Source organism: Pseudarthrobacter sulfonivorans (assembly GCF_031454915.1).
In the GTDB taxonomy this organism is placed as follows: Bacteria; Actinomycetota; Actinomycetes; order Actinomycetales; family Micrococcaceae; genus Arthrobacter; species Arthrobacter sulfonivorans_C.
On sequence record NZ_JAVDRS010000002.1, the window covers coordinates 654,384 to 672,936 of the forward strand.

Here is an 18,553-nt window from a genome sequence, read left to right on the forward strand (position 1 = left end):
GCAGCACCTGGAGCATCCCGGGAGCTGAAACTCAAACAGACCCGACGCTTTTGGAAAGGCAGTCCGATGCTACAAACCTCAGATTCCAGTCTTGACACGTGGATGGTCAGGGAGGCTCTCGCGGAGGCCATGATTCCGGTGATCGGCCGGCTGTACCGCGAGAACAACGTGGTGGCCAGCATTCATGGCCGGAGCCTGGTCAACAAGTCCACCATGAACATCCTCAAGGCACACCGTTTCGCGCGCCGGGTTGATAAGGACGAATTGCTCCTGGAGGAGACTGCCCCGCTGCTGAACATGTTGGCGCAGCTTGAGCTCGGCCCGGCCACTATCGACATCGCCCTCCTGAACCAAAAATTCAAGGAAAAGGGGAACGGTGCCGCCCTTGAGGAATTCCTTCGGAAGGAACTTGCCGGGCTCGTGGGCAGGCGCGGCGCTGACGACCGCGCCAGCACCGACGTCGTGCTCTACGGCTTTGGCCGGATCGGCCGGCTCCTGGCCCGCCTGCTGATCGAAAAGGCCGGCGGCGGCCAAGGCCTTCGCCTGCGCGCCATCGTGGTGCGCAAAGGTTCGGACAACGACCTCACCAAGCGCGCCAGCCTCCTGCGCCGCGACTCGGTCCACGGCCCCTTCCAGGGCACCATCCGGGTCAACGAGGCTGCCAACACCATCACCGCCAACGGCGTCCAGATCCAGGTCATCTACTCGGACAACCCCGCCACGATCGACTACACCGCCTACGGCATCAAGGATGCCCTGCTGGTGGACAACACGGGACGCTGGCGCGACGCCGAGGGCCTGTCGCAGCACCTGCAGAGCAAGGGCATTGGCCGTGTACTGCTGACCGCGCCGGGCAAGGGCGACCTGAAGAACATCGTGCATGGCATCAACCACGGCACCATCGAGGACACGGACCGGATCGTGTCCGCGGCGTCCTGCACCACCAACGCCATCACGCCGGTCCTGAAAGCCATTAATTACAAGTTCGGCGTGGTTCACGGCCACGTGGAGACGGTCCACTCCTTCACCAACGACCAGAACCTGATTGACAACTTCCACAACGGCGACCGCCGCGGCCGCTCCGCCGCACTGAACATGGTGATCACCGAAACCGGCGCCGCCCAGGCAGTAGCCAAGGCCCTGCCCGAACTGCTCGGAAAGCTTTCCGGCAGCTCCATCCGCGTTCCCACGCCGGACGTTTCGCTGGCCATCCTGAACCTGAGCCTGGAAAACGGCACCACCAAGGACGAGATCAACAACTACCTCCGTGAGATGTCGCTGCACTCGGACCTGCGCAGGCAGATCGATTACATCGATTCACCCGAAGTGGTTTCCACGGACTTCGTCGGATCCCGCCGCGCGGGCATCGTCGACGGACTCGCAACCATCTCCAACGGCAAGAACCTGGTCCTCTACGTCTGGTACGACAACGAGTTCGGCTACAGCTGCCAGGTTGTCCGTGTCATGGAGGAGATGGCCGGCGTGAACCGGCCTGCCTTCCCCGCCACGAATGTCGTTGAGGAGGCCATGTCGGTACTTGCCGCCGTGGGATAGATCAACCGCTGCTCAAGAGAGCCGCGGCCATCACCACCAGCCCGCCGGAGATGTTACGGGCGGGTGGAAGAAGAAAGGAAGATCCAGATGAGCATTACTTTCCAGCCCAGCGAACTTTTCGAAGAGGACCTGGAGAAGTCCTGGCTTGGCCCGCCCTTTGCCGACGTGCTGAGCGACGACATTGCAGTGCGGATGTCCGTTCCCTTCACCAGCGATGACTCGCGCATCGTCTCCGGCGTCTGGGAAGCCGCACCAGGCCTCTCCCGTTGGGAGTTCCTGGAGCGCGGCGAGGTGATCAACGTCCTTGAAGGCCGGATGGTGGTCACGGAGGACGGCCGTGATCCCATCACGCTGGAGGCCGGGACCGCTGCCGTCTTCCCCATTGGGTGGCGTGGGACGTGGGAGATCCAGGAGCGGATCCGAAAGTTCTTTGTCATCTTCGCGGCCTGACCGCGGGAAATCTGCCAATTCAGACCCGGGGGCCCTCCCCCGGGTCTGAACCATTCTTATGATTTGAGCCGAAACATGAAAATTGGAATTCTCACCAGCGGCGGCGACTGCCCGGGATTAAACGCCGTTATCCGCGGCGCCGTGTTGAAGGGCATTGCCGTCCACGGTCACGAATTCGTGGGTTTCCTGGACGGCTGGCGCGGTGTGGTTGAGGGCGACATCATCGATATTCCACGCATGCTGGTCCGTGGTATCGCCAAGCAGGGCGGCACCATCCTGGGCACCTCCCGCACCAACCCCTTCGAAAACGGCGGCGGCCCCGAGGTCATCAAGGCCCATATGGACCGCCTCGGCATCGACGCGATCATCGCGATCGGCGGTGAGGGTACCTTGGCTGCGGCCAAGCGCCTGACGGATGCCGGCCTCAAGATCGTGGGCGTCCCCAAGACCGTGGACAACGACCTCGACGCCACCGACTACACCTTCGGCTTTGATACCGCCGTGCAGATCGCCACCGAAGCGATCGACCGGCTGCGGACCACCGGGGAATCGCACCACCGGTGCATGATCGTTGAGGTGATGGGCCGCCACGTGGGCTGGATCGCCCTGCACGCCGGCATGGCTGCCGGCGCCCACGCCATCCTCATTCCGGAGCAGCGTGTCAGCATCGAGCAGATTACCCAGTGGGTGAAGGAAGCCCACGCGCGTGGGCGCGCACCGCTGGTAGTGGTAGCCGAAGGGTTTGTTCCGGAGCACATGGAATCCCCCCATTCCGAGCGCGGGCTGGATACCTTTGGCCGTCCCCGGCTCGGTGGGATCGCGGACCAGCTGACCCCGGAACTGGAAGCCCGGACCGGCCTCGAAACCCGGGCCACCATCCTGGGCCACATCCAGCGCGGCGGCGTTCCGTCCGCGTTCGACCGCGTCCTGGCAACGCGCCTGGGAATGGCGGCAATCGACTCCGTGGTGGAAGGCTATTGGGGCACCATGGTTGCCCTGAAGGGCACGGAGATCGGACAGGTGGGCTTCGAGCAAGCCCTGGGCAAGTTGAAGACAGTTCCACAGAACCGCTACGACGAGGCAGCTGTCCTGTTCGGCTGAGGTGCCCGCCCCAATCCGCCCTTGCGGCACCCAGTGCACCCATTCGCCAACACCTTCGCCACAGACAGGCGGGACACAAATGAGCGGCTCCCGAAACTGATATCAGGAGCCGCCCATTCATCTCTCTTGGCAACCAGGCCGATGCGTCAGAACGTCTTCCCTGCGGAGCCGAGCTGCTTGGTTGCCTCGGCAACGCGGGCGGACAGGCCGGCCTCGGCGGAGGCGCCCCAGACGCGCGGATCGTAGAGCTTCTTGTTGCCCACCTCGCCGTCGACCTTCAGCACGCCGGAGTAGTTCTTGAACATGTGGTCCACCACCGGACGGGTGTAGGCATACTGGGTGTCGGTGTCGATGTTCATCTTGATCACACCGTAGGAGACGGCGTCGGCGATCTCCTGGTCCGAGGAGCCGGAGCCGCCGTGGAACACGAGGTCGAACGGGCTGTCCTTGCCGAGCCTGGCTCCCACCTGTGCCTGGATGTCCTTGAGGATCTCCGGGCGCAGCTTCACGCCACCGGGCTTGTACACCCCGTGCACGTTCCCGAAGGTCAGGGCCGTGATGTAACGGCCGTTCTCACCGGCGCCGAGGGCCTCGATGGTGGCCAGGGCATCCTCCACCGTGGTGTACAGCTTGTCGTTGATGGCGTTCTCCACGCCGTCTTCCTCGCCGCCGACAATGCCGATTTCAACTTCGAGGATCATCTTCGCGGCAGCGGTGCGCTCCAGCAGTTCGCGTGCGGTGCTCAGGTTCTCGTTCAGCGGCTCGTGCGAACCGTCCCACATGTGCGAGTTGAAAATCGGGTTGCGGCCAGCCTTGACCTCGGCCTCCGACGCCGCCAGCAGCGGCAGGACAAAGCCGTCCAGCTTGTCCTTGGGGCAGTGGTCCGTATGGAGGGCGATGTTCACGCCGTAGTTCTTCGCCACTTCGCGGGCAAACGCGGCGAAGCCGAGCGAACCGGCCACCATGTCCTTGGTGGCAGCGCCGGACCAGTACGCGGCACCGCCGGTGGATACCTGGACAATGCCATCGGACTCCGCCTCGGCGAAGCCGCGCAGCGCGGCGTTCAGCGTCTGCGAGGAGGTGACGTTGACGGCCGGGAATGCATAGCCGCCGGCCTTGGCACGGTCAATCATCTCGGAGTAAATCTCTGGGGTTGCAGTGGGCATGCTGACTCCTATGCTGTTGGATTTTGGTCTTAAAAAGAAAGCGGCCGCGTCATAGCCCCGCCGCATGGGACGGGGCTATGACGCAGCCGGGCTTTTACTCGGCCACCTCGCCGGTGGTTTCGTAAGTGGCGATCTTGCCGATGCGGCGCTCGTGGCGCTCGGCCTTGCTGAATGGTTCTGCCAGGAACGCCTCGATCAGTTCGGTGGCCTCCTGAACGGTGTGCTGCCGCCCGCCCACTGCCACCACGTTGGCGTTGTTGTGTTCGCGGGCCAGCTTGGCCGTGTCCAGGTTCCATGCCAAGGCCGCACGGACGCCCTTGACCTTGTTCGCGGCGATCTGCTCGCCGTTGCCGGACCCGCCCAGCACTATCCCGAGGGCGTCCACGCCAGCGGCCTGGTCGGCAACAACGGCAGATGCTGCGTTAATACAGAACGACGGGTAGTCGTCCTCGGCGTCATAGGCGGCCGGCCCGTGGTCTATCATCTCGTAGCCGCTGGCAGACAGCGCAGTAATGAGGTAGGAGCTTAGCTCCATCCCGGCGTGGTCGGTTGCGATGTGAACGCGCATGTGTGGCCCTTCAGACTGGTTGGTGTGCGGTGTTGTTGCGGTGAAGAGGCCGGCCGAAGGCGAGCTGCCCGTTCGTGCGCAGTGACTCGATGGCATCCGCCGGAGAGGGCTTGCCGTACACAGCGGACCCGGCCACAAAGACGTTGGCACCGGCCTCCGCGGCACGGGTGATGGTTTCCTCCGTGATGCCGCCGTCCACCTGGATGGCCACGTTCACCCCCGACCCCTCAACCGCAGCCCGGGCGCGGCGGATCTTCGGCAGCATAACGTCCAGGAACGCTTGGCCGCCAAAGCCCGGCTCCACAGTCATGATCAACAGCATGTCCAGTTCGGGGAGCATGTCCAGGTACGGTTCCACCGGGGTGGCCGGGCGAAGTGCCATGCCCGCCTTGGCCCCGCGGGCACGGAGTTCCCGGGCGAGTTTAATGGGGGCATCTGATGCCTCCACGTGGAAGGTCACTGAGCTCAGGCCGGCGTCGGCGTACAGCGGAGCCCAGCGGTCCACGTTGGCAATCATCAGGTGGGCGTCCAACGGGACCGGGCTGACCTTCTGCAGCCGTTCCACAACAGGCAGCCCGATGGTCAGATTTGGCACAAAGTGGTTGTCCATGACATCCACGTGCACGGCATCGGCATTGCTGATGCGGGCGAGCTCGGCCTCGAGATTGACGAAGTCGGCCGAGAGGATGCTGGGGTTGATGCAGCAGTTCAGAGGTGATGCGGACATGATGTCTGCCTTTCGGTAGCGGTCAGAACTCGGGTCAGGATGCCTTCCGTGCTGTGGCGAGGGCGCCTTCGACGTCGGCCAGCAGTTCCTTCCAGCTGGCCACGAACTTGTCCAGGCCCTCGGATTCGAGGAGGGCAACCACCTCGTTGTAGGAGATGCCCAGGGCGTCCAGTGCGTACAGCACGGCCTTGGACTCGGCATAGGTGCCGGTGATGGTGTCCCCGGTGACCACGCCGTGGTCGAACGTCGCGTCCAGCGTCTTCTCCGGCATGGTGTTGACGACGTCGGCAGCAGCCAGTCCGGTCACGTACAGGGTGTCGGGGTAGGCCGGGTCCTTGACACCGGTGGAGGCCCACAGTGGACGCTGCGGGCGGGCGCCGGCTTCGGCCAGGACCTCCCAGCGATCGGTCGAGAAGAGCTGTTCGTAGACCTGGTAGGCCAGGCGGGCGTTGGCCACACCGGCCTTGCCCTTCAGGGCCTTGGCGTCGGTGGTGCCGAGGGCATCCAGGCGCTTGTCGATTTCGGAGTCCACGCGGGAGACGAAGAACGAGGCCACCGAGTGGATCCTGGACAGGTCGTGGCCGTTTTCCTTGGCCTGCTCCAGGCCGGACTGGAAAGCATTGATGACGGCCCGGTAGCGCTCGAGCGAGAAGATCAGGGTCACGTTGACGCTGATGCCCTCGGCGAGGGTAGCGGTGATCGCTTCCAGGCCTTCAAGGGTCGCCGGGATCTTGATGAGGACGTTGTCCTTGTCCACCTTCTTGTAGAGGTTCTTGGCCTCAACAATGGTGCCTTCGGTGTCCCAGGCCAGGCGGGGATCGACCTCGATGGAGACACGGCCGTCCACGCCGTTGGTGGCGGCGGCAATCGGCGCGAACAGGTCGCAGGCGTCGGCGACGTCGGTGGTGGTGATTTCGAAGATGGTCTCCTCGACGCCGGCGCCCTGCGCGGCAAGTTCGGCGATCTTTGCGTCGTAGTCCGAGCCGGAGGTGATCGCGGCCTGGAAGATGGACGGGTTGGTGGTCACACCAACCACATTCTTCTCGTCGATGAGCTTCTGCAGGCTGCCGCTGGAGAGACGCTCACGCGAGAGGTCATCGAGCCAGATGGACACGCCGGCGTCGGAGAGCTGGGCGGTGGGGGTTGCGTTGGTCATGGCTTCTGCTTCTTCCTTCAAAAATTGTGGACTGGTGACAGTTCGCGGCCGCGCCGCGGGACGTCCCCCATGAGGCCGTCCCGCGGCGCCGGCCGCAGTACAGGTAAAAAGGTCAGCTGCGGGCAGCGGCCAGGGAGTCCTTGGCGGCGGCGGCGACTGCCTCCGCGGTGATGCCGAACTCCTGGAACAGGCGCTTGTAGTCTGCCGAAGCACCGTAGTGCTCGAGCGAGATGGAGCGGCCAGCGTCGCCAACGAATTCCTTCCAGCCCAGTGCCAGGCCGGCCTCGACGGAGACGCGGGCCTTGACGGCGGCGGGAAGCACGGACTCGCGGTAGGCGGCGTCCTGCTTGTTGAACCACTCAACACACGGCATCGAGACGACGCGGGCAGCGATGCCTTCAGCCTGGAGAGCTTCGCGGGCCTGGACGGCCAGCTGGACCTCGGAGCCGGTAGCGATCAGCAGCACATCGGCCGGAACGGTTGCGCCGTCCCTGGATGCTTCGGCCAGCACGTAGCCGCCCTTGGCCACACCCGCCGGGGAAGCAAAGGTGTCACCCTGTGCTGCACCATTACCGCGGGCGAAGGTGGGGACGTTCTGACGGGTCAGGACGATGCCGGCCGGGTTGTCGTGGTTCTCCAGCATGGTCTTCCACGCTATGCCCACCTCGTTCGCGTCGCCGGGGCGGACCACGTCCAGGCCCACGATGGCCCGGAGGGTGGAGAGCTGCTCCACCGGCTGGTGGGTGGGGCCGTCCTCGCCCAGGCCAATGGAGTCGTGGGACCACACGTAGATGGACGGGACACCCATCAGGGCGGAGAGGCGGATGGCCGGGCGCTGGTAGTCGCTGAAGATCAGGAACGTACCGGAGAACGCGCGGGTCCGGCCGTGCAGCGAGATGCCGTTCACGATCGAGGCCGCGGCGTGCTCACGGATGCCGAAGTGCAGGACGCGGCCGTAGGGATTACCCTTCCACGCATCGGTGGAGCGGGAGACCGGGATGAACGACGCCGATCCTTCGATGGTGGTGTTGTTGGATTCGGCGAGGTCAGCCGAACCGCCCCACAGCTCTGGCATGACCGGGCCCAGCGCGTTGAGCACCTTGCCCGACGCTGCACGGGTGGAGACATCCTTGCCGGCTTCGAACACCGGCAGGGCCGCGTCGATTCCGGCGGGTAGCTTCTTGGCTTCGATCCGCTCCAGCAGGGCAGCGCCCTCCGGGTTGGCCTGCTGCCATGCCTCGAACGAGGAATCCCATTCGCTGCGGGCCGCGGCACCGCGGTCAACCACGGCACGGGCGTGGGCCAGGACGTCCTGGTCCACCTCGAAGGACTTCTCCGGGTCGAAGCCGAGCACAGACTTCAGGCCAGCCACCTCGTCGGCGCCGAGGGCTGAGCCGTGGATCTTGCCGGTGTTCTGCTTCTTCGGTGCCGGGTACCCGATGATGGTGCGCAGCGAAATGATGGACGGCTTGGACGTCTCTGCCTTCGCGGCGAGCAGGGCCGAGTAGAGCTCCTGGACGTCTTCGACGTATTCGCCCGTCTCGGTCCAGTCCACGCGCTGGGTGTGCCAGCCGTAGGCCTCGTAGCGCTTGAGGACATCCTCGGTGAAGGAGATGTCGGTGTCGTCCTCGATGGAGATGTGGTTCTCGTCGTAGACCACCACGAGGTTGCCCAGTTCCTGGTGCCCGGCCAGCGAGGAAGCCTCGGAGGTCACGCCTTCCTGGATATCGCCGTCGGAGGCAATGACCCAGATGGTGTGGTCAAACGGGGACGTGCCCTCGGCAGCATCGGCGTCGAACAGGCCGCGCATCCGGCGCTGGGAGTAAGCAAAGCCCACCGAGGAGGCCAGGCCCTGGCCCAGCGGACCGGTGGTGATCTCCACACCGGCGGTGTGCTTGTACTCGGGGTGGCCCGGGGTCAGCGAATCCCAGGTGCGGAGCGCCTTGAGGTCGTCCAGTTCCAGGCCGTAGCCGGAGAGGAACAGCTGGATGTAAAGCGTCAGCGAGGAGTGGCCCGGTGACAGGATGAACCGGTCACGTCCCAGCCAGTCCGGGTCACGGGGATCGTGGCGCATCAGCTTCTGGAAAAGAAGGTACGCGGCCGGGGCCAGGCTCATGGCCGTGCCGGGGTGGCCGTTGCCAACCTTTTCCACAGCGTCCGCAGCCAGAACACGGGCGGTGTCCACTGCGCGGTCGTCTGCGGGCGTCCAGTTGAGTGTTGCTGCAGTGCCTGCGCCGGGGAGCGTCACATTTGTTGTCGGGTTCACGGTTTGTCCTTTTGGATCTGGTCGGCCTGGAGCGGCCGGACGGATGCTTTCTGGTTGATATCCATGATTGCGAACCAAATGGGCAGGGGTAACACTGTTTTCTGACGGTTCTTACTACCCTTTTGGGTTGGACGGTCGCTTCCGCACGGGTAGGCTGTCCGGATGAGCAACGTCGCCCATCAGCCCGTGAAGGAATCCACCATGCCTCTTCCAGACCTGCCGTGGCCGCTGTTACAGAGCGTGGCAGCCTTGGCCGATGCCCCCCTCGCCCAGATAGCAGAACGCCTGCGTGATGCCACGCTGCCCTACATGGGAAGCAGCGCCTTGGTGATCTTCACGGAAGACTGCACAGGCCGGCCGCAGAAGAAGGCCGGCGATGAGGACATCATTTCCCGGGTCTCCATCACCGAGCTGGACACGCTTCGCGCTACCCTTTCGGATGAGACACCCTGGTTCGGGGAAGCCGAAGTCGCCGGCCGGCCCCGCCCCGTGCTCGCCCTGAAGCATGCCTCCAGCAACGCCCTCCTCATCCTCACCGATCCCCCTGCCGATCCGGGGCGCAGCGCCGGGCTGGAACTGGTGACCTATCTGTGGCGCCTTACTGCGCGGCGGATCCGGGAGAAAGTGGCCGATGCGCCGCCGTCGTACCTGCTCGAATCGCGGGCGGCATCCGCTGAACGCCTCCGCGTGACGGCGGAACTGACCGATCTGCACTCCACCACCTTGGAGACTCTCCTGGCAGCCCTGCGGTCATCCTCCTTGGAGGATGCAGCAGCCCGCACCACCGTCACCGACCTCACCGCCAAGGCTTTGATCGGGCTCCGGACACACAGCGACCGCACAACAGACCTGGTGAAGGAGCCCGTCGCCAAGGCCTTCGAACGCCTGCGGGAGGACCTGCGGCCGCTCACACGCTACAGCGGCATCGAGATCGAATTCATCGAACCGCCGCTCAACGGAAGGGCCCTGCCAGGCGAAGTAGCCCACGCGGCCCGGGCGATCGTCCGCGGACTTGTGCTGGCCATGACGGAACAACCGGATGTCAGCAGGGTGCGGACGCAGTGGGACTGCGACGGCGAAAACCTGCTGATCAACGTCCGCGACGACGGCCGGGGTGCACTCAAAGCCGACGCGCCGAGCATCGCCCGCCTGGATCGCCGGGTCCAGGCGCTCACCGGAACACTGCGGATCGATGTTATGCCGGGCTGGGGTGCGGACGTTTTTGTTACCCTCCCCCTGGACCTGCAGAAGACGAGCCCGGCTGGCGATGTCGCCGGCTGGGATCTCGCCGCCCGGGAGCTCGAGGTGCTGGAGCACCTTGTTGCCGGGCACCGCAACAGGACCATCGCCTCAACACTGGGCATCAGCGAGAACACGGTCAAGTTCCACGTGCGAAACCTGTTCAGGAAGCTTGAGGTCGGGTCACGCACCGAGGCCATCGCACTGGCACACAGCCACGGACTCCGGTGACCGAGCAGGCCAGCGCCGACCGCCCAACGGTGGTTGAGCCTGTCGAAACCAAGGTCAACCAGCGACCGGGTTTCGACAGGCTCAACCACCGGGTATGCCCTAAGCAGTGGCAGCCGCAAGCGAAGCGGATTCTTCGGCTGATCCCGGCTCCGCCGGGTGCGGCACAAACCGGACGAACATTGCCTTGAAGCCGGGGGTGTTGGATTCCCTGGCGACATTTTCCTTGTGGACCAGGGCGTTGGCTTCGGGGAAGTACGCGGCTGCGCAGCCCTTCGCCGTCGGGTAGGCAACGAGGCGGAACTTGTCCGCCTGCCGGTCGTGGCCGCGGAAGGTGCTGACCACGTCCACGAGGTCCCGGTCCTTGAAGCCAAGCTCTGCCAGGTCTTCAGGGTGCACCAGAATCACGCGCCGGCCGCCCGAGATGCCGCGGTACCGGTCGTCCAGGCCGTAGAAGGTGGTGTTGTACTGGTCATGGCTGCGGATGGTCTGCAGCACCAGGTGCCCATCCGGCGGGGTCAGGTATTCCAGCGGGCTGACCGTGAAGCGGCCGCGGCCGATGTCCGTCTTGAAGGACCGGGTGTCGCGCGGCGGGTTGGGCAGCACGAAGCCGTTTTTGGTCCGGACCCTGGTGTTGAAGTCCTCGAAGCCGGGCAGGACACGGGAGATGTGGTCTCGGACCACGTCGTAGTCCTCGGCCATGGCTTTCCAGTCCACGGAGTGGTCCGGCCCGAACGTCGCCTCGGCCATCCGCGCGACGATGACCGGTTCGGCGAGCAGGTGCTCGGACACCGGCGCCAGCCTGCCCTGGGTGGAGTGGACCACGGACATGGAGTCCTCCACGGACAGGAACTGCGCGCCCTTGGGGTGTTTGTCGTCCTTGTCCGTCCGGCCCAGCGTGGGCAGGATCAGCGAGGTGCGCCCGTGCACAATGTGGGACCGGTTGGGCTTGGTGGAGATGTGCACCGTCAGGCCGATCCGCTGCATGCCCGCTTCCAGGGTTTCGGTGTCGGAACAGGCCAGTGAGAAGTTGCCGCCCATGGACACGAAGACGTCCACTTCGTTGCGTTCGAACGCCTCCATCGCTTCCACGGCGTCATACCCGTGGTGCCGGGGCGAGGTGATCGCGAACTCGGTGTCCAGCGCCTCCAGCAGCCATTCCTTGGGTTTTTCCCAGATGCCCATGGTCCTGTCGCCCTGGACGTTGGAGTGTCCGCGGACCGGGCAGGCCCCGGCACCTGGCTTGCCGAAGTTGCCCTGCAGCAGCAGGACGTTGACCATTTCCTTGATGGTGTCCACCGAGTGCGGCTGCTGCGTGACGCCGAGGGCCCAGCAGAAGATGGTGGCCTTGGACCTGATGAGCATCCCGGCCACGGTCTCGATCTGTTCGCGGGACAGACCGGTGGCCTTCTCGGTTTCCTCCCAGTCCAGCTCCCGGCGGGCGTCGCTGTAGGCATCGAACCCGTCGGTCTGCGCGTCGACAAAGGAACGGTCGACGACGGTGCCCGGGTTGCGTTCTTCTTCCGCCAGGAGCAGGTGGCCCAGTGCCTGGAACAGTGCCAGGTCACCGCCTACCTTGATCTGGAGGTACTCATCGGCCAGCGGCGTTCCGCCGCCCACCACGCCCGAGACGGTTTGCGGATCCTTGAAGTTGAACAGTCCGGCCTCCGGCAGCGGGTTGACGGCCACCACCTTGCCGCCCTTGTCCTTACATTCCTTCAGGGCGGAGAGCATCCGGGGGTGGTTGGTGCCGGGGTTCTGGCCCACCACGAAGATGAGCTCGGAGTCGTGGATGTCCTCCAGGGACACGGTGCCCTTGCCGATGCCGATGGTCGGGTTCAGCGCCGAGCCGGAGGACTCGTGGCACATGTTGGAACAGTCCGGCAGGTTGTTGGTGCCCAGGGCGCGGGCGAACAGCTGGTACATAAACGCCGTCTCGTTCGCGGTCCGCCCGGAGGTGTAGAAGACGCAGCGGTCCGGAGTGGAGGCGCGGACGTGTTCCCCAATGAGTCCGAATGCCTCGGCCCAGGAGATCGGGGAATAGTGGGACTCCCCCTCACGGATCACTACCGGTTCGCTCAACCGGCCCTGGTTGCCCAGCCAATACTCCGTCTTCCCGGAGAGATCGGCAATGGAGTGCTTGGCCCAGAACTCGGCCCCGACGGTGCGGAGGGTGTTCTCCTCGGCCACCGCCTTGGCCCCGTTCTCACAGAACTCGGCCGCTTTGCGCTTCGTGGCCGATTCCGGCCAGGCGCAGCCGGGGCAGTCGAAGCCACCCTGCTGGTTCAGCCGCAGCAGGGACTGCGCCGTCCGGGTCACCCCCGCCTGGGCCACGGCGCGTTCGAGGGCCACCATCACGGCCTTGACTCCGGCCGCTTCCGTTTTGGGCTTGTGGACTTCGAGGTTGTCCTCGTTGATGTCCGCGACGGGGGCGGGCTGCTTGCCGAACTTCATTGTTCCAACTTCCTTTGCGGCTCACGCCGTTCCTGTTCAAAACACCCTTTGAGGCGCGCCAGCTGTGCTGGCGCGCCTCAAAGGGTTCCTGCTGTTCAAGACCCTTCTTTATTGGGAAACCTTAGCCAGAGTTTCCCGTTCGGCACCAATGGTGGTGTTGTCGCCGTGGCCGGTGCGGACCACAGTCTCCGGCGGGAGGGTGAGAAGCCGTGCCCTGATGGACGTCAGGATGGTGGGATAGTCGCTGTAGGAGCGTCCAGTCGCTCCCGGTCCACCGTTAAAGAGGGTGTCGCCCGTGAAGACCGTTCCCTCGCTTTCGAGGTAGAAGCAGGTGGAGCCCGGGGAATGGCCCGGGGTGTGGATGGCCAACAGCGCGGTGCCGCCCACCTCGAACACGTCGCCGTCACCGTGGTACCGGTCCGGGTCCGAATCCGGGTATACCTGCTTCCAGAGAACCAGGTCGTCCGGGTTCAGGACGATCGGGGCGCCCACAGCGGCCGCGACTTCCCGCGCCGCGCCAATGTGGTCGTTGTGCGCGTGGGTCAGCAGGATGGCCAAGACTTTCCTGCCGCGGACCTGGTTGATGATCGCTGCCGCGTCGTGTGGGGAATCGATGATCACGCACTCATCGTCGTTGCCCACGATCCAGACGTTGTTGTCCACGTCCCAGGTGCCGCCGTCGAGCGAGAACGTGCCTGAGGTGACCAGGTTGTCAATGGTGACTGTCATGAGAGCTCCTTCTGGGACTGTATTTCGACGACCGATCGGAGGACCTTGCCGTCATGCATCTTGGCGAAGGCTTCCTCCACCTCGTCAATGGTGATGCGCTCGGTGACGAAGGCGTCCAGGTCCAGGTTGCCCTGCTTGTAGTGCGCCACGAGCATGGGGAAATCACGGGAGGGCAGGCAGTCGCCGTACCAGGAGGACTTCAGCGACCCGCCCCGGCCAAAGACGTCCAGCAGGGGCAGCTCAAGCAACATGCCCGGCGTCGGGACACCCACCAGCACCACGCGGCCGGCGAGGTCGCGGGCGTAGAACGCCTGTTTATAGGTTTCGGGCCGTCCGACGGCGTCAATCACTACGTCCGCTCCGTTGCCGTCCGTGAGGGCCCGGATGGCCTCGATGGGGTCTTCCTTGCTGGAATCCACGCCGTGCGTTGCGCCCAGGGACTTGGCGAGGTCCACCTTGTTCGCGTCGATGTCCACCGCAATGATGGTGGCGGCGCCCGCCAGCTTGGCCCCGGCGATCGCGGCGATGCCCACGCCGCCGCAGCCGATCACTGCCACCGATTCGCCGCGCTTGACCTCGCCGGTGTTGATGGCGGCACCAATGCCGGCCATCACGCCGCAGCCAAGCAGCCCGACGGCGGCAGCATCGGCGTCGTCATCAACCTTGGTGCACTGCCCGGCCGCCACCAGGGTCTTCTCCGCAAAGGCGCCGATGCCCAGCGCGGGCGAGAGTTCCGTACCGTCCTCGAGGGTCATCTTCTGCGTCGCGTTATGGGTGTTAAAGCAGTACTGCGGCTGGCCCTTGGCGCAGGCGCGGCACTCCCCACAGACGGCACGCCAGTTCAGGATCACCCGGTCGCCCGGCGCTACCTGCGTGACGCCCGGACCCACGGCGCTGACCACACCCGTGGCCTCATGGCCCAGCAGGTAGGGGAACTCGTCTCCGATCCCGCCCTGCTTGTAGTGCAGGTCCGTGTGGCAGACCCCGCAGGTGAGAATGTCCACCAGAGCCTCCCCCGGTCCCGGATCCGGGACCAGAATAGTCTCCAGCGAAACCGGGGCATTCTTCTCCCTGGCGATGACGGCCTGTACTTTGTGGACCATTATTCTTGTGTTCCTTTCCTGGATCCGGCCGGATCCGGTGAATCGGCACGAAGTGCCAATCTAACTGACGCGTTGGGGTTCCTGGTCCTCGGTTGCCCGGTCCCGTTATACGGCGATCAGTGACTGACGGTCCTGGTTACGTCCGGGCTCCCCGCTGCACGTGAAGGTCATGGTGGTTTCCTGCTGCATCGTGGAGGTATTAAGGCTGGTGATTGTTTCGCCGAAGACTTCGTCGGGGTCGAGGCGGCGGAGTTCTTCGGCGAGGCAGTCTTTGAGGCTGCGGCGTGGGAGGGAGATGCGTTGGGCTGGCTGGCCGGGTTGGGTGAGTTCGGCGATGGAGAGTCCGGGCCGGAAGAGCTGGACGTCGCCGCCGGGCCGGGTGAGCCGGACCCGGCGGATGCCGGTCCCGGCGGGGTCCGCGACGATGGTCACGGGGGCGTCCAGGGCCAGGGTCAGCCAAGCCGCAAGCAGGATGGTCGAGGGTGAGTCGGAGGCGCCTTCGACGGCGACGGCGGTGACGGGGGAGCCGTCTACCTGGTCCAGGACGGCCGCGAGCTGGATCCGCCAGTTCGTCAGCCGGGTCCAGGCGAGGTCGGTGTCGCCGGCCTTGTAGGTTTTGCGGATGTTCTCCAGGGCCCGCTGGGGGTCCGGTTCGTTCGCGGAGTCGGTGATCCGGCGGTGCGCGATCCTGCCGACGGAGGTTTCGCAGGCGTTTTCCGGTGCCCCGTGCGGCCACCAGGCCACGATCGGGGCGTCCGGGAGCAGCAGGGCCGCGACCAGGGACTCGGACTCGTGGGCGAGTTCGCCGTAGCCGCGCAGCACGATGACTTCGGAGGCGCCGGCGTCCCCGCCGACCCGGATCTGCGCGTCGAGCCGGTCCGGGGCCTGGGCGCCGGCGTCGGCGAGGACGATGATCCGGCAGGGGTGTTCCCGGCTGGCCTCGTTCGCGGCCTCGATCGCTTCCTCCTCGAGCCCGGACCGGGTCACGACCACCAGGGTCAGGACCCGGCCCAGGGCGATCACGCCGCCCTGCTCGCGCAGGGACATGATCTTCTTGGAGATCTTCGAGGTGGTGGTGTCCGGCAAGTCAACAATCATGGCCTTCTCCAGGTTCGTCCGTCACGGGCCAGCAGCTCATCAGCTGACGCCGGGCCCCAGGACCCCGGGGCGTAGGGTTCGGGCTGCCCGTCCAGGGACGCCCAGTAGTCTTCGAACGGGTCCAGGATCTTCCAGGACAGTTCCACTTCCTCATGCCTCGGGAACAGCGGCGGCTCCCCCAGGAGCACGTCCAGGATCAGCCGCTCATACGCCTCCGGGGAGGACTCGGTGAAGGAATGCCCGTACCCGAAGTCCATGGTCACGTCCCGGACTTCCATCTGCGTGCCCGGGACCTTGGACCCGAACCGGATCGTCGCCCCCTCATCGGGCTGGACCCGGATCACCACCGCGTTCTGGCCAAAGTCATCCTCGCCATGGTCACGGAACAACAGGTTCGGGGCGCGTTTGAACACCACCGCGATCTCCGTCACCCGCCGGCCCAGGCGCTTACCGGCCCGCAGGTAAAACGGCACCCCGGCCCAGCGGCGGGTATGGATATCCACCCGGATCGCGGCGAACGTTTCGGTCTTCGAATCCGCCGGGATCCCGTCCTCGTCCAGGTAGCCCTGGACCTGTTCCCCGCCCTGCCAGCCGCCGGCGAACTGCCCCCGGGCCGAATGCGTCGACAAATCCTCCGGGAGCTTCACCGCGGCCAGGACCTTTTCCTTCTCCGCCCGCAAATCGTCCGCGTTGAAGGAGATCGGCTCCTCCATCGCCGTCAACGCCAGCAACTGCAACAGGTGGTTCTGGATCACATCCCGCGCCGCGCCCACACCGTCGTAATACCCGGCCCGGCCGCCGGTGCCGATGTCCTCGGCCATCGTGATCTGCACATGGTCCACGTAATTCGCGTTCCACAACGGCTCAAACAACTGGTTCGCGAACCGCAGCGCCAGGATGTTCTGCACCGTCTCCTTCCCCAGGTAATGATCGATCCGGAACACCGCATCCGGCGGGAACACCGACTCGACAATGTCGTTGAGCTGCCGGGCCGAGTCCAGGTCATGACCGAACGGCTTCTCGATCACCACCCGCCGCCACTTATCCCCCTCAGCCTGCGCCAGGCCATGCTTGGACAGCTGCCGGCAGACCTGCTCGAACGCCTTCGGCGGGATCGAAAGATAAAACGCGTGGTTCCCCCGCGTGCCGCGGACCTCATCAAGCTCATCGATGACCCCGCCGAGCCGCTCGAACGCGTCATCGTCATCGAACTCGCCCCGGACAAAACGGATACCCTCCGCGAGCTGGTTCCACACCGCCTCATCAAACGGGGTCCGCGCAGAGGCCTGCACCGACGCCTTCACCTCCGCGGCGAAATCCGCGTCCGACCACGCACGGCGGCCGAACCCCACCAACGCGAAACTCGGCGGCAACAACCCCCGGTTCGCCAGGTCATACACCGCCGGCATCAGCTTCTTCCGGGCAAGATCCCCCGTGACACCAAAGAGCACCAACGACGACGGCCCGGCAATCCGGTTCAGACGGCGGTCCCGCGGATCCCTGAGCGGATTGACTCCAGACTTGTGCCCGGGCCTCGCATTTGAATCAACGTAGGTAAGTGACATGGTGGCTTCTAACTTTCGACGGGTAGTGCGGCCGCAGACCGGCGGCTAGGAAAGGATCTGCTCGCGGGTCTCCCCGTAGGGAACGGTGTCACTGAGGGCGAGGGTGTACCGGCTGGGATTATGGCGGGTGACCAGAATGCCGGAATAGCAGTGGGGCCTGGCTACCTGCCGGAGCGCGGCCTCGGCATCGTCGAGCAACTCGTAGAGACGGCTTGGCTCGGTAACAACTACTTCTAAATTGTGTGTGGCCTGACTACGCATGATGAACAGTTCCTTCCCATGGGTCTAAGTGCGCCCATGTGCCAACCCCACATCATTGGGGTGCTGTGTTCTTGGAATCGGATTCAGCACTGAACCGTACTGCCCGCGGTGACGTATCTCCGCGGGCAGTACAGGAAAGACATTCCGGGCTGCAGGCCCCAATCGCAGGGTCCTGCAGCCCGGAGGTGGCGTCCCGCGGCTGTTGGGAGTGCAGGACGCCTCCGTCAACCGGCTGGTTAGTTGATGGCGGCGCGGAGCTGCTTGGCTGCCAGTGCCGGGTCGGCTGCACCGTAGATGGCGCCGCCGGCGACGGCGACATCGGCGCCGGCCTTCTGGACGTCTCCGATGGTGGCGAGCTTCACGCCGCCTGCCACGGAGAAGGGAACGCGGGCTTCTGCGCCGGCGCGGAGCAGACCGTTCAGGTCGAAGCCGGGCTTTGCCTGCTCGTCCAGGCCGGCGTGCATCTCAACGAACTTCGCACCCAGGGCGCGGACTTCCTTGGCACGGGTTACCTTGTCCTCGATGCCGATGAGGTCAACGACAACACCCTTGTTGTGGGCCTTGGCGGCCTTGACGGCACCGGCGATGGTGGAGTCATCGGCAGCACCGAGCACGGTGACCAGGTCAGCGCCGGCCTTGAACGCGATGTCGGCTTCGAGCTCGCCGGCATCCATGGTCTTGAGGTCAGCGAAGACAACCTTGTCCGGGTGGGCGTTCTTGATCGCCGTGATGACTGAGAGGCCTTCGGCCTTGATCAGCGGGGTGCCCAGCTCGATGATGTCAACGAATTCGGCAACCTGGCCGGCGAGTTCGAGAGCGGCTTCGGTGGTCAGCAGGTCGATAGCAACTTGGAGCTTCATGATGATGTTTCCTTCTGTTGGGAAATGC

General features: G+C 65.1%; 16 protein-coding genes. 4 read left to right on the forward strand and 12 right to left on the reverse strand.

All coding sequences use genetic code 11. The annotated features are described in order from the left end of the window. Window positions 1-66: 66 nt before the first annotated feature. The 3 genes from J2808_RS07010 (at window position 67) to J2808_RS07020 (ending at window position 3,105) form a co-directional block, all read left to right on the forward strand. A complete protein-coding gene (locus J2808_RS07010; RefSeq protein ID WP_309813648.1) occupies window positions 67-1,554 on the forward strand; it encodes a glyceraldehyde-3-phosphate dehydrogenase in 1,488 nt (495 codons plus the stop codon). Window positions 1,555-1,641: 87 nt separating this feature from the next. After that, window positions 1,642-2,004: a cupin domain-containing protein gene (locus J2808_RS07015; RefSeq protein WP_309813650.1), complete on the forward strand. Its 363-nt coding sequence runs from the start codon at window positions 1,642-1,644 to the stop codon at window positions 2,002-2,004. Between the two features lie 75 nt (window positions 2,005-2,079). Beyond that, window positions 2,080-3,105 (forward strand): ATP-dependent 6-phosphofructokinase, encoded by a 1,026-nt coding sequence (locus J2808_RS07020; RefSeq protein ID WP_309813656.1) that lies wholly within the window; start codon window positions 2,080-2,082, stop codon window positions 3,103-3,105. Between the two features lie 146 nt (window positions 3,106-3,251). Here the strand turns inward: J2808_RS07020 and fbaA are convergent, their stop codons facing one another. From fbaA to tkt, 5 genes are all read right to left on the reverse strand, one after another. Then, a complete protein-coding gene (gene fbaA / locus J2808_RS07025; protein ID WP_309813659.1) occupies window positions 3,252-4,271 on the reverse strand; it encodes a class II fructose-bisphosphate aldolase in 1,020 nt (339 codons plus the stop codon). 94 nt (window positions 4,272-4,365) lie between these two features. Continuing rightward, window positions 4,366-4,839, reverse strand: coding sequence for a ribose-5-phosphate isomerase (locus tag J2808_RS07030; protein ID WP_309813661.1), 474 nt, complete (start codon window positions 4,837-4,839; stop codon window positions 4,366-4,368). Window positions 4,840-4,849: 10 nt separating this feature from the next. Further along, entirely contained in the window at window positions 4,850-5,566 is a 717-nt protein-coding gene (rpe, locus tag J2808_RS07035; RefSeq protein ID WP_309813664.1) for a ribulose-phosphate 3-epimerase, read from the reverse strand. 34 nt (window positions 5,567-5,600) lie between these two features. After that, window positions 5,601-6,722 (reverse strand): transaldolase, encoded by a 1,122-nt coding sequence (tal, locus tag J2808_RS07040; RefSeq protein WP_309813666.1) that lies wholly within the window; start codon window positions 6,720-6,722, stop codon window positions 5,601-5,603. Window positions 6,723-6,834: 112 nt separating this feature from the next. Then, complete coding sequence (gene tkt, locus J2808_RS07045) at window positions 6,835-8,988, reverse strand: transketolase (RefSeq protein ID WP_309813669.1); 2,154 nt, start codon at window positions 8,986-8,988, stop codon at window positions 6,835-6,837. A gap of 201 nt (window positions 8,989-9,189) precedes the next feature. Between tkt and J2808_RS07050 the strand changes: the two genes are divergently transcribed. Next, the gene (locus J2808_RS07050) at window positions 9,190-10,458 is read left to right on the forward strand and encodes a helix-turn-helix transcriptional regulator (RefSeq protein ID WP_309814235.1); all 1,269 of its coding nucleotides are present in this window, start codon (window positions 9,190-9,192) and stop codon (window positions 10,456-10,458) included. 99 nt (window positions 10,459-10,557) lie between these two features. On the opposite strand, the gene J2808_RS07055 is transcribed toward J2808_RS07050, so the two are convergent. The 7 genes from J2808_RS07055 to hxlA all read right to left on the reverse strand — a co-directional run bounded on the left by J2808_RS07055 (window position 10,558) and on the right by hxlA (window position 18,525). Continuing rightward, window positions 10,558-12,909 (reverse strand): FdhF/YdeP family oxidoreductase, encoded by a 2,352-nt coding sequence (locus J2808_RS07055; RefSeq protein WP_309813672.1) that lies wholly within the window; start codon window positions 12,907-12,909, stop codon window positions 10,558-10,560. A gap of 108 nt (window positions 12,910-13,017) precedes the next feature. Further along, window positions 13,018-13,638 carry an MBL fold metallo-hydrolase gene (locus J2808_RS07060; protein WP_309813676.1) on the reverse strand — a complete coding sequence of 207 codons (621 nt, stop codon included), beginning with the start codon at window positions 13,636-13,638 and terminating at the stop codon, window positions 13,018-13,020. Next, window positions 13,635-14,741 (reverse strand): S-(hydroxymethyl)mycothiol dehydrogenase, encoded by a 1,107-nt coding sequence (locus tag J2808_RS07065; RefSeq protein WP_309813680.1) that lies wholly within the window; start codon window positions 14,739-14,741, stop codon window positions 13,635-13,637. Before J2808_RS07065 ends, J2808_RS07060 begins: the two co-directional genes overlap by 4 nt. A gap of 105 nt (window positions 14,742-14,846) precedes the next feature. Then, the gene (locus tag J2808_RS07070; protein WP_309813683.1) at window positions 14,847-15,839 is read right to left on the reverse strand and encodes a glucose-6-phosphate dehydrogenase assembly protein OpcA; all 993 of its coding nucleotides are present in this window, start codon (window positions 15,837-15,839) and stop codon (window positions 14,847-14,849) included. Continuing rightward, on the reverse strand, window positions 15,836-17,404 hold the full coding sequence (gene zwf / locus J2808_RS07075; protein WP_309813685.1) for a glucose-6-phosphate dehydrogenase: 1,569 nt from the start codon (window positions 17,402-17,404) through the stop codon (window positions 15,836-15,838). Before zwf ends, J2808_RS07070 begins: the two co-directional genes overlap by 4 nt. A 45-nt stretch (window positions 17,405-17,449) precedes the next feature. Then, window positions 17,450-17,665, reverse strand: a complete 216-nt coding sequence (locus J2808_RS07080) for a hypothetical protein (protein ID WP_309813688.1) — start codon at window positions 17,663-17,665, stop codon at window positions 17,450-17,452. 236 nt (window positions 17,666-17,901) lie between these two features. After that, window positions 17,902-18,525: a 3-hexulose-6-phosphate synthase gene (hxlA, locus tag J2808_RS07085; protein WP_164204622.1), complete on the reverse strand. Its 624-nt coding sequence runs from the start codon at window positions 18,523-18,525 to the stop codon at window positions 17,902-17,904. Window positions 18,526-18,553 lie beyond the last annotated feature (28 nt).

What these genes read in the sequence shown, in the direction of transcription:
- J2808_RS07010 (WP_309813648.1), top strand. Translation starts at nt 67, where the DNA reads ATGCTACAAACCTCAGATTCCAGTCTTGACACGTGGATGGTCAGGGAG.
- J2808_RS07015 (WP_309813650.1), top strand. Translation starts at nt 1,642, where the DNA reads ATGAGCATTACTTTCCAGCCCAGCGAACTTTTCGAAGAGGACCTGGAG.
- J2808_RS07020 (WP_309813656.1), top strand. Translation starts at nt 2,080, where the DNA reads ATGAAAATTGGAATTCTCACCAGCGGCGGCGACTGCCCGGGATTAAAC.
- fbaA (WP_309813659.1), bottom strand. Translation starts at nt 4,271, where the DNA reads ATGCCCACTGCAACCCCAGAGATTTACTCCGAGATGATTGACCGTGCC.
- J2808_RS07030 (WP_309813661.1), bottom strand. Translation starts at nt 4,839, where the DNA reads ATGCGCGTTCACATCGCAACCGACCACGCCGGGATGGAGCTAAGCTCC.
- rpe (WP_309813664.1), bottom strand. Translation starts at nt 5,566, where the DNA reads ATGTCCGCATCACCTCTGAACTGCTGCATCAACCCCAGCATCCTCTCG.
- tal (WP_309813666.1), bottom strand. Translation starts at nt 6,722, where the DNA reads ATGACCAACGCAACCCCCACCGCCCAGCTCTCCGACGCCGGCGTGTCC.
- J2808_RS07050 (WP_309814235.1), top strand. Translation starts at nt 9,190, where the DNA reads ATGCCTCTTCCAGACCTGCCGTGGCCGCTGTTACAGAGCGTGGCAGCC.
- J2808_RS07055 (WP_309813672.1), bottom strand. Translation starts at nt 12,909, where the DNA reads ATGAAGTTCGGCAAGCAGCCCGCCCCCGTCGCGGACATCAACGAGGAC.
- J2808_RS07060 (WP_309813676.1), bottom strand. Translation starts at nt 13,638, where the DNA reads ATGACAGTCACCATTGACAACCTGGTCACCTCAGGCACGTTCTCGCTC.
- J2808_RS07065 (WP_309813680.1), bottom strand. Translation starts at nt 14,741, where the DNA reads ATGGTCCACAAAGTACAGGCCGTCATCGCCAGGGAGAAGAATGCCCCG.
- J2808_RS07070 (WP_309813683.1), bottom strand. Translation starts at nt 15,839, where the DNA reads ATGATTGTTGACTTGCCGGACACCACCACCTCGAAGATCTCCAAGAAG.
- zwf (WP_309813685.1), bottom strand. Translation starts at nt 17,404, where the DNA reads ATGTCACTTACCTACGTTGATTCAAATGCGAGGCCCGGGCACAAGTCT.
- J2808_RS07080 (WP_309813688.1), bottom strand. Translation starts at nt 17,665, where the DNA reads ATGCGTAGTCAGGCCACACACAATTTAGAAGTAGTTGTTACCGAGCCA.
- hxlA (WP_164204622.1), bottom strand. Translation starts at nt 18,525, where the DNA reads ATGAAGCTCCAAGTTGCTATCGACCTGCTGACCACCGAAGCCGCTCTC.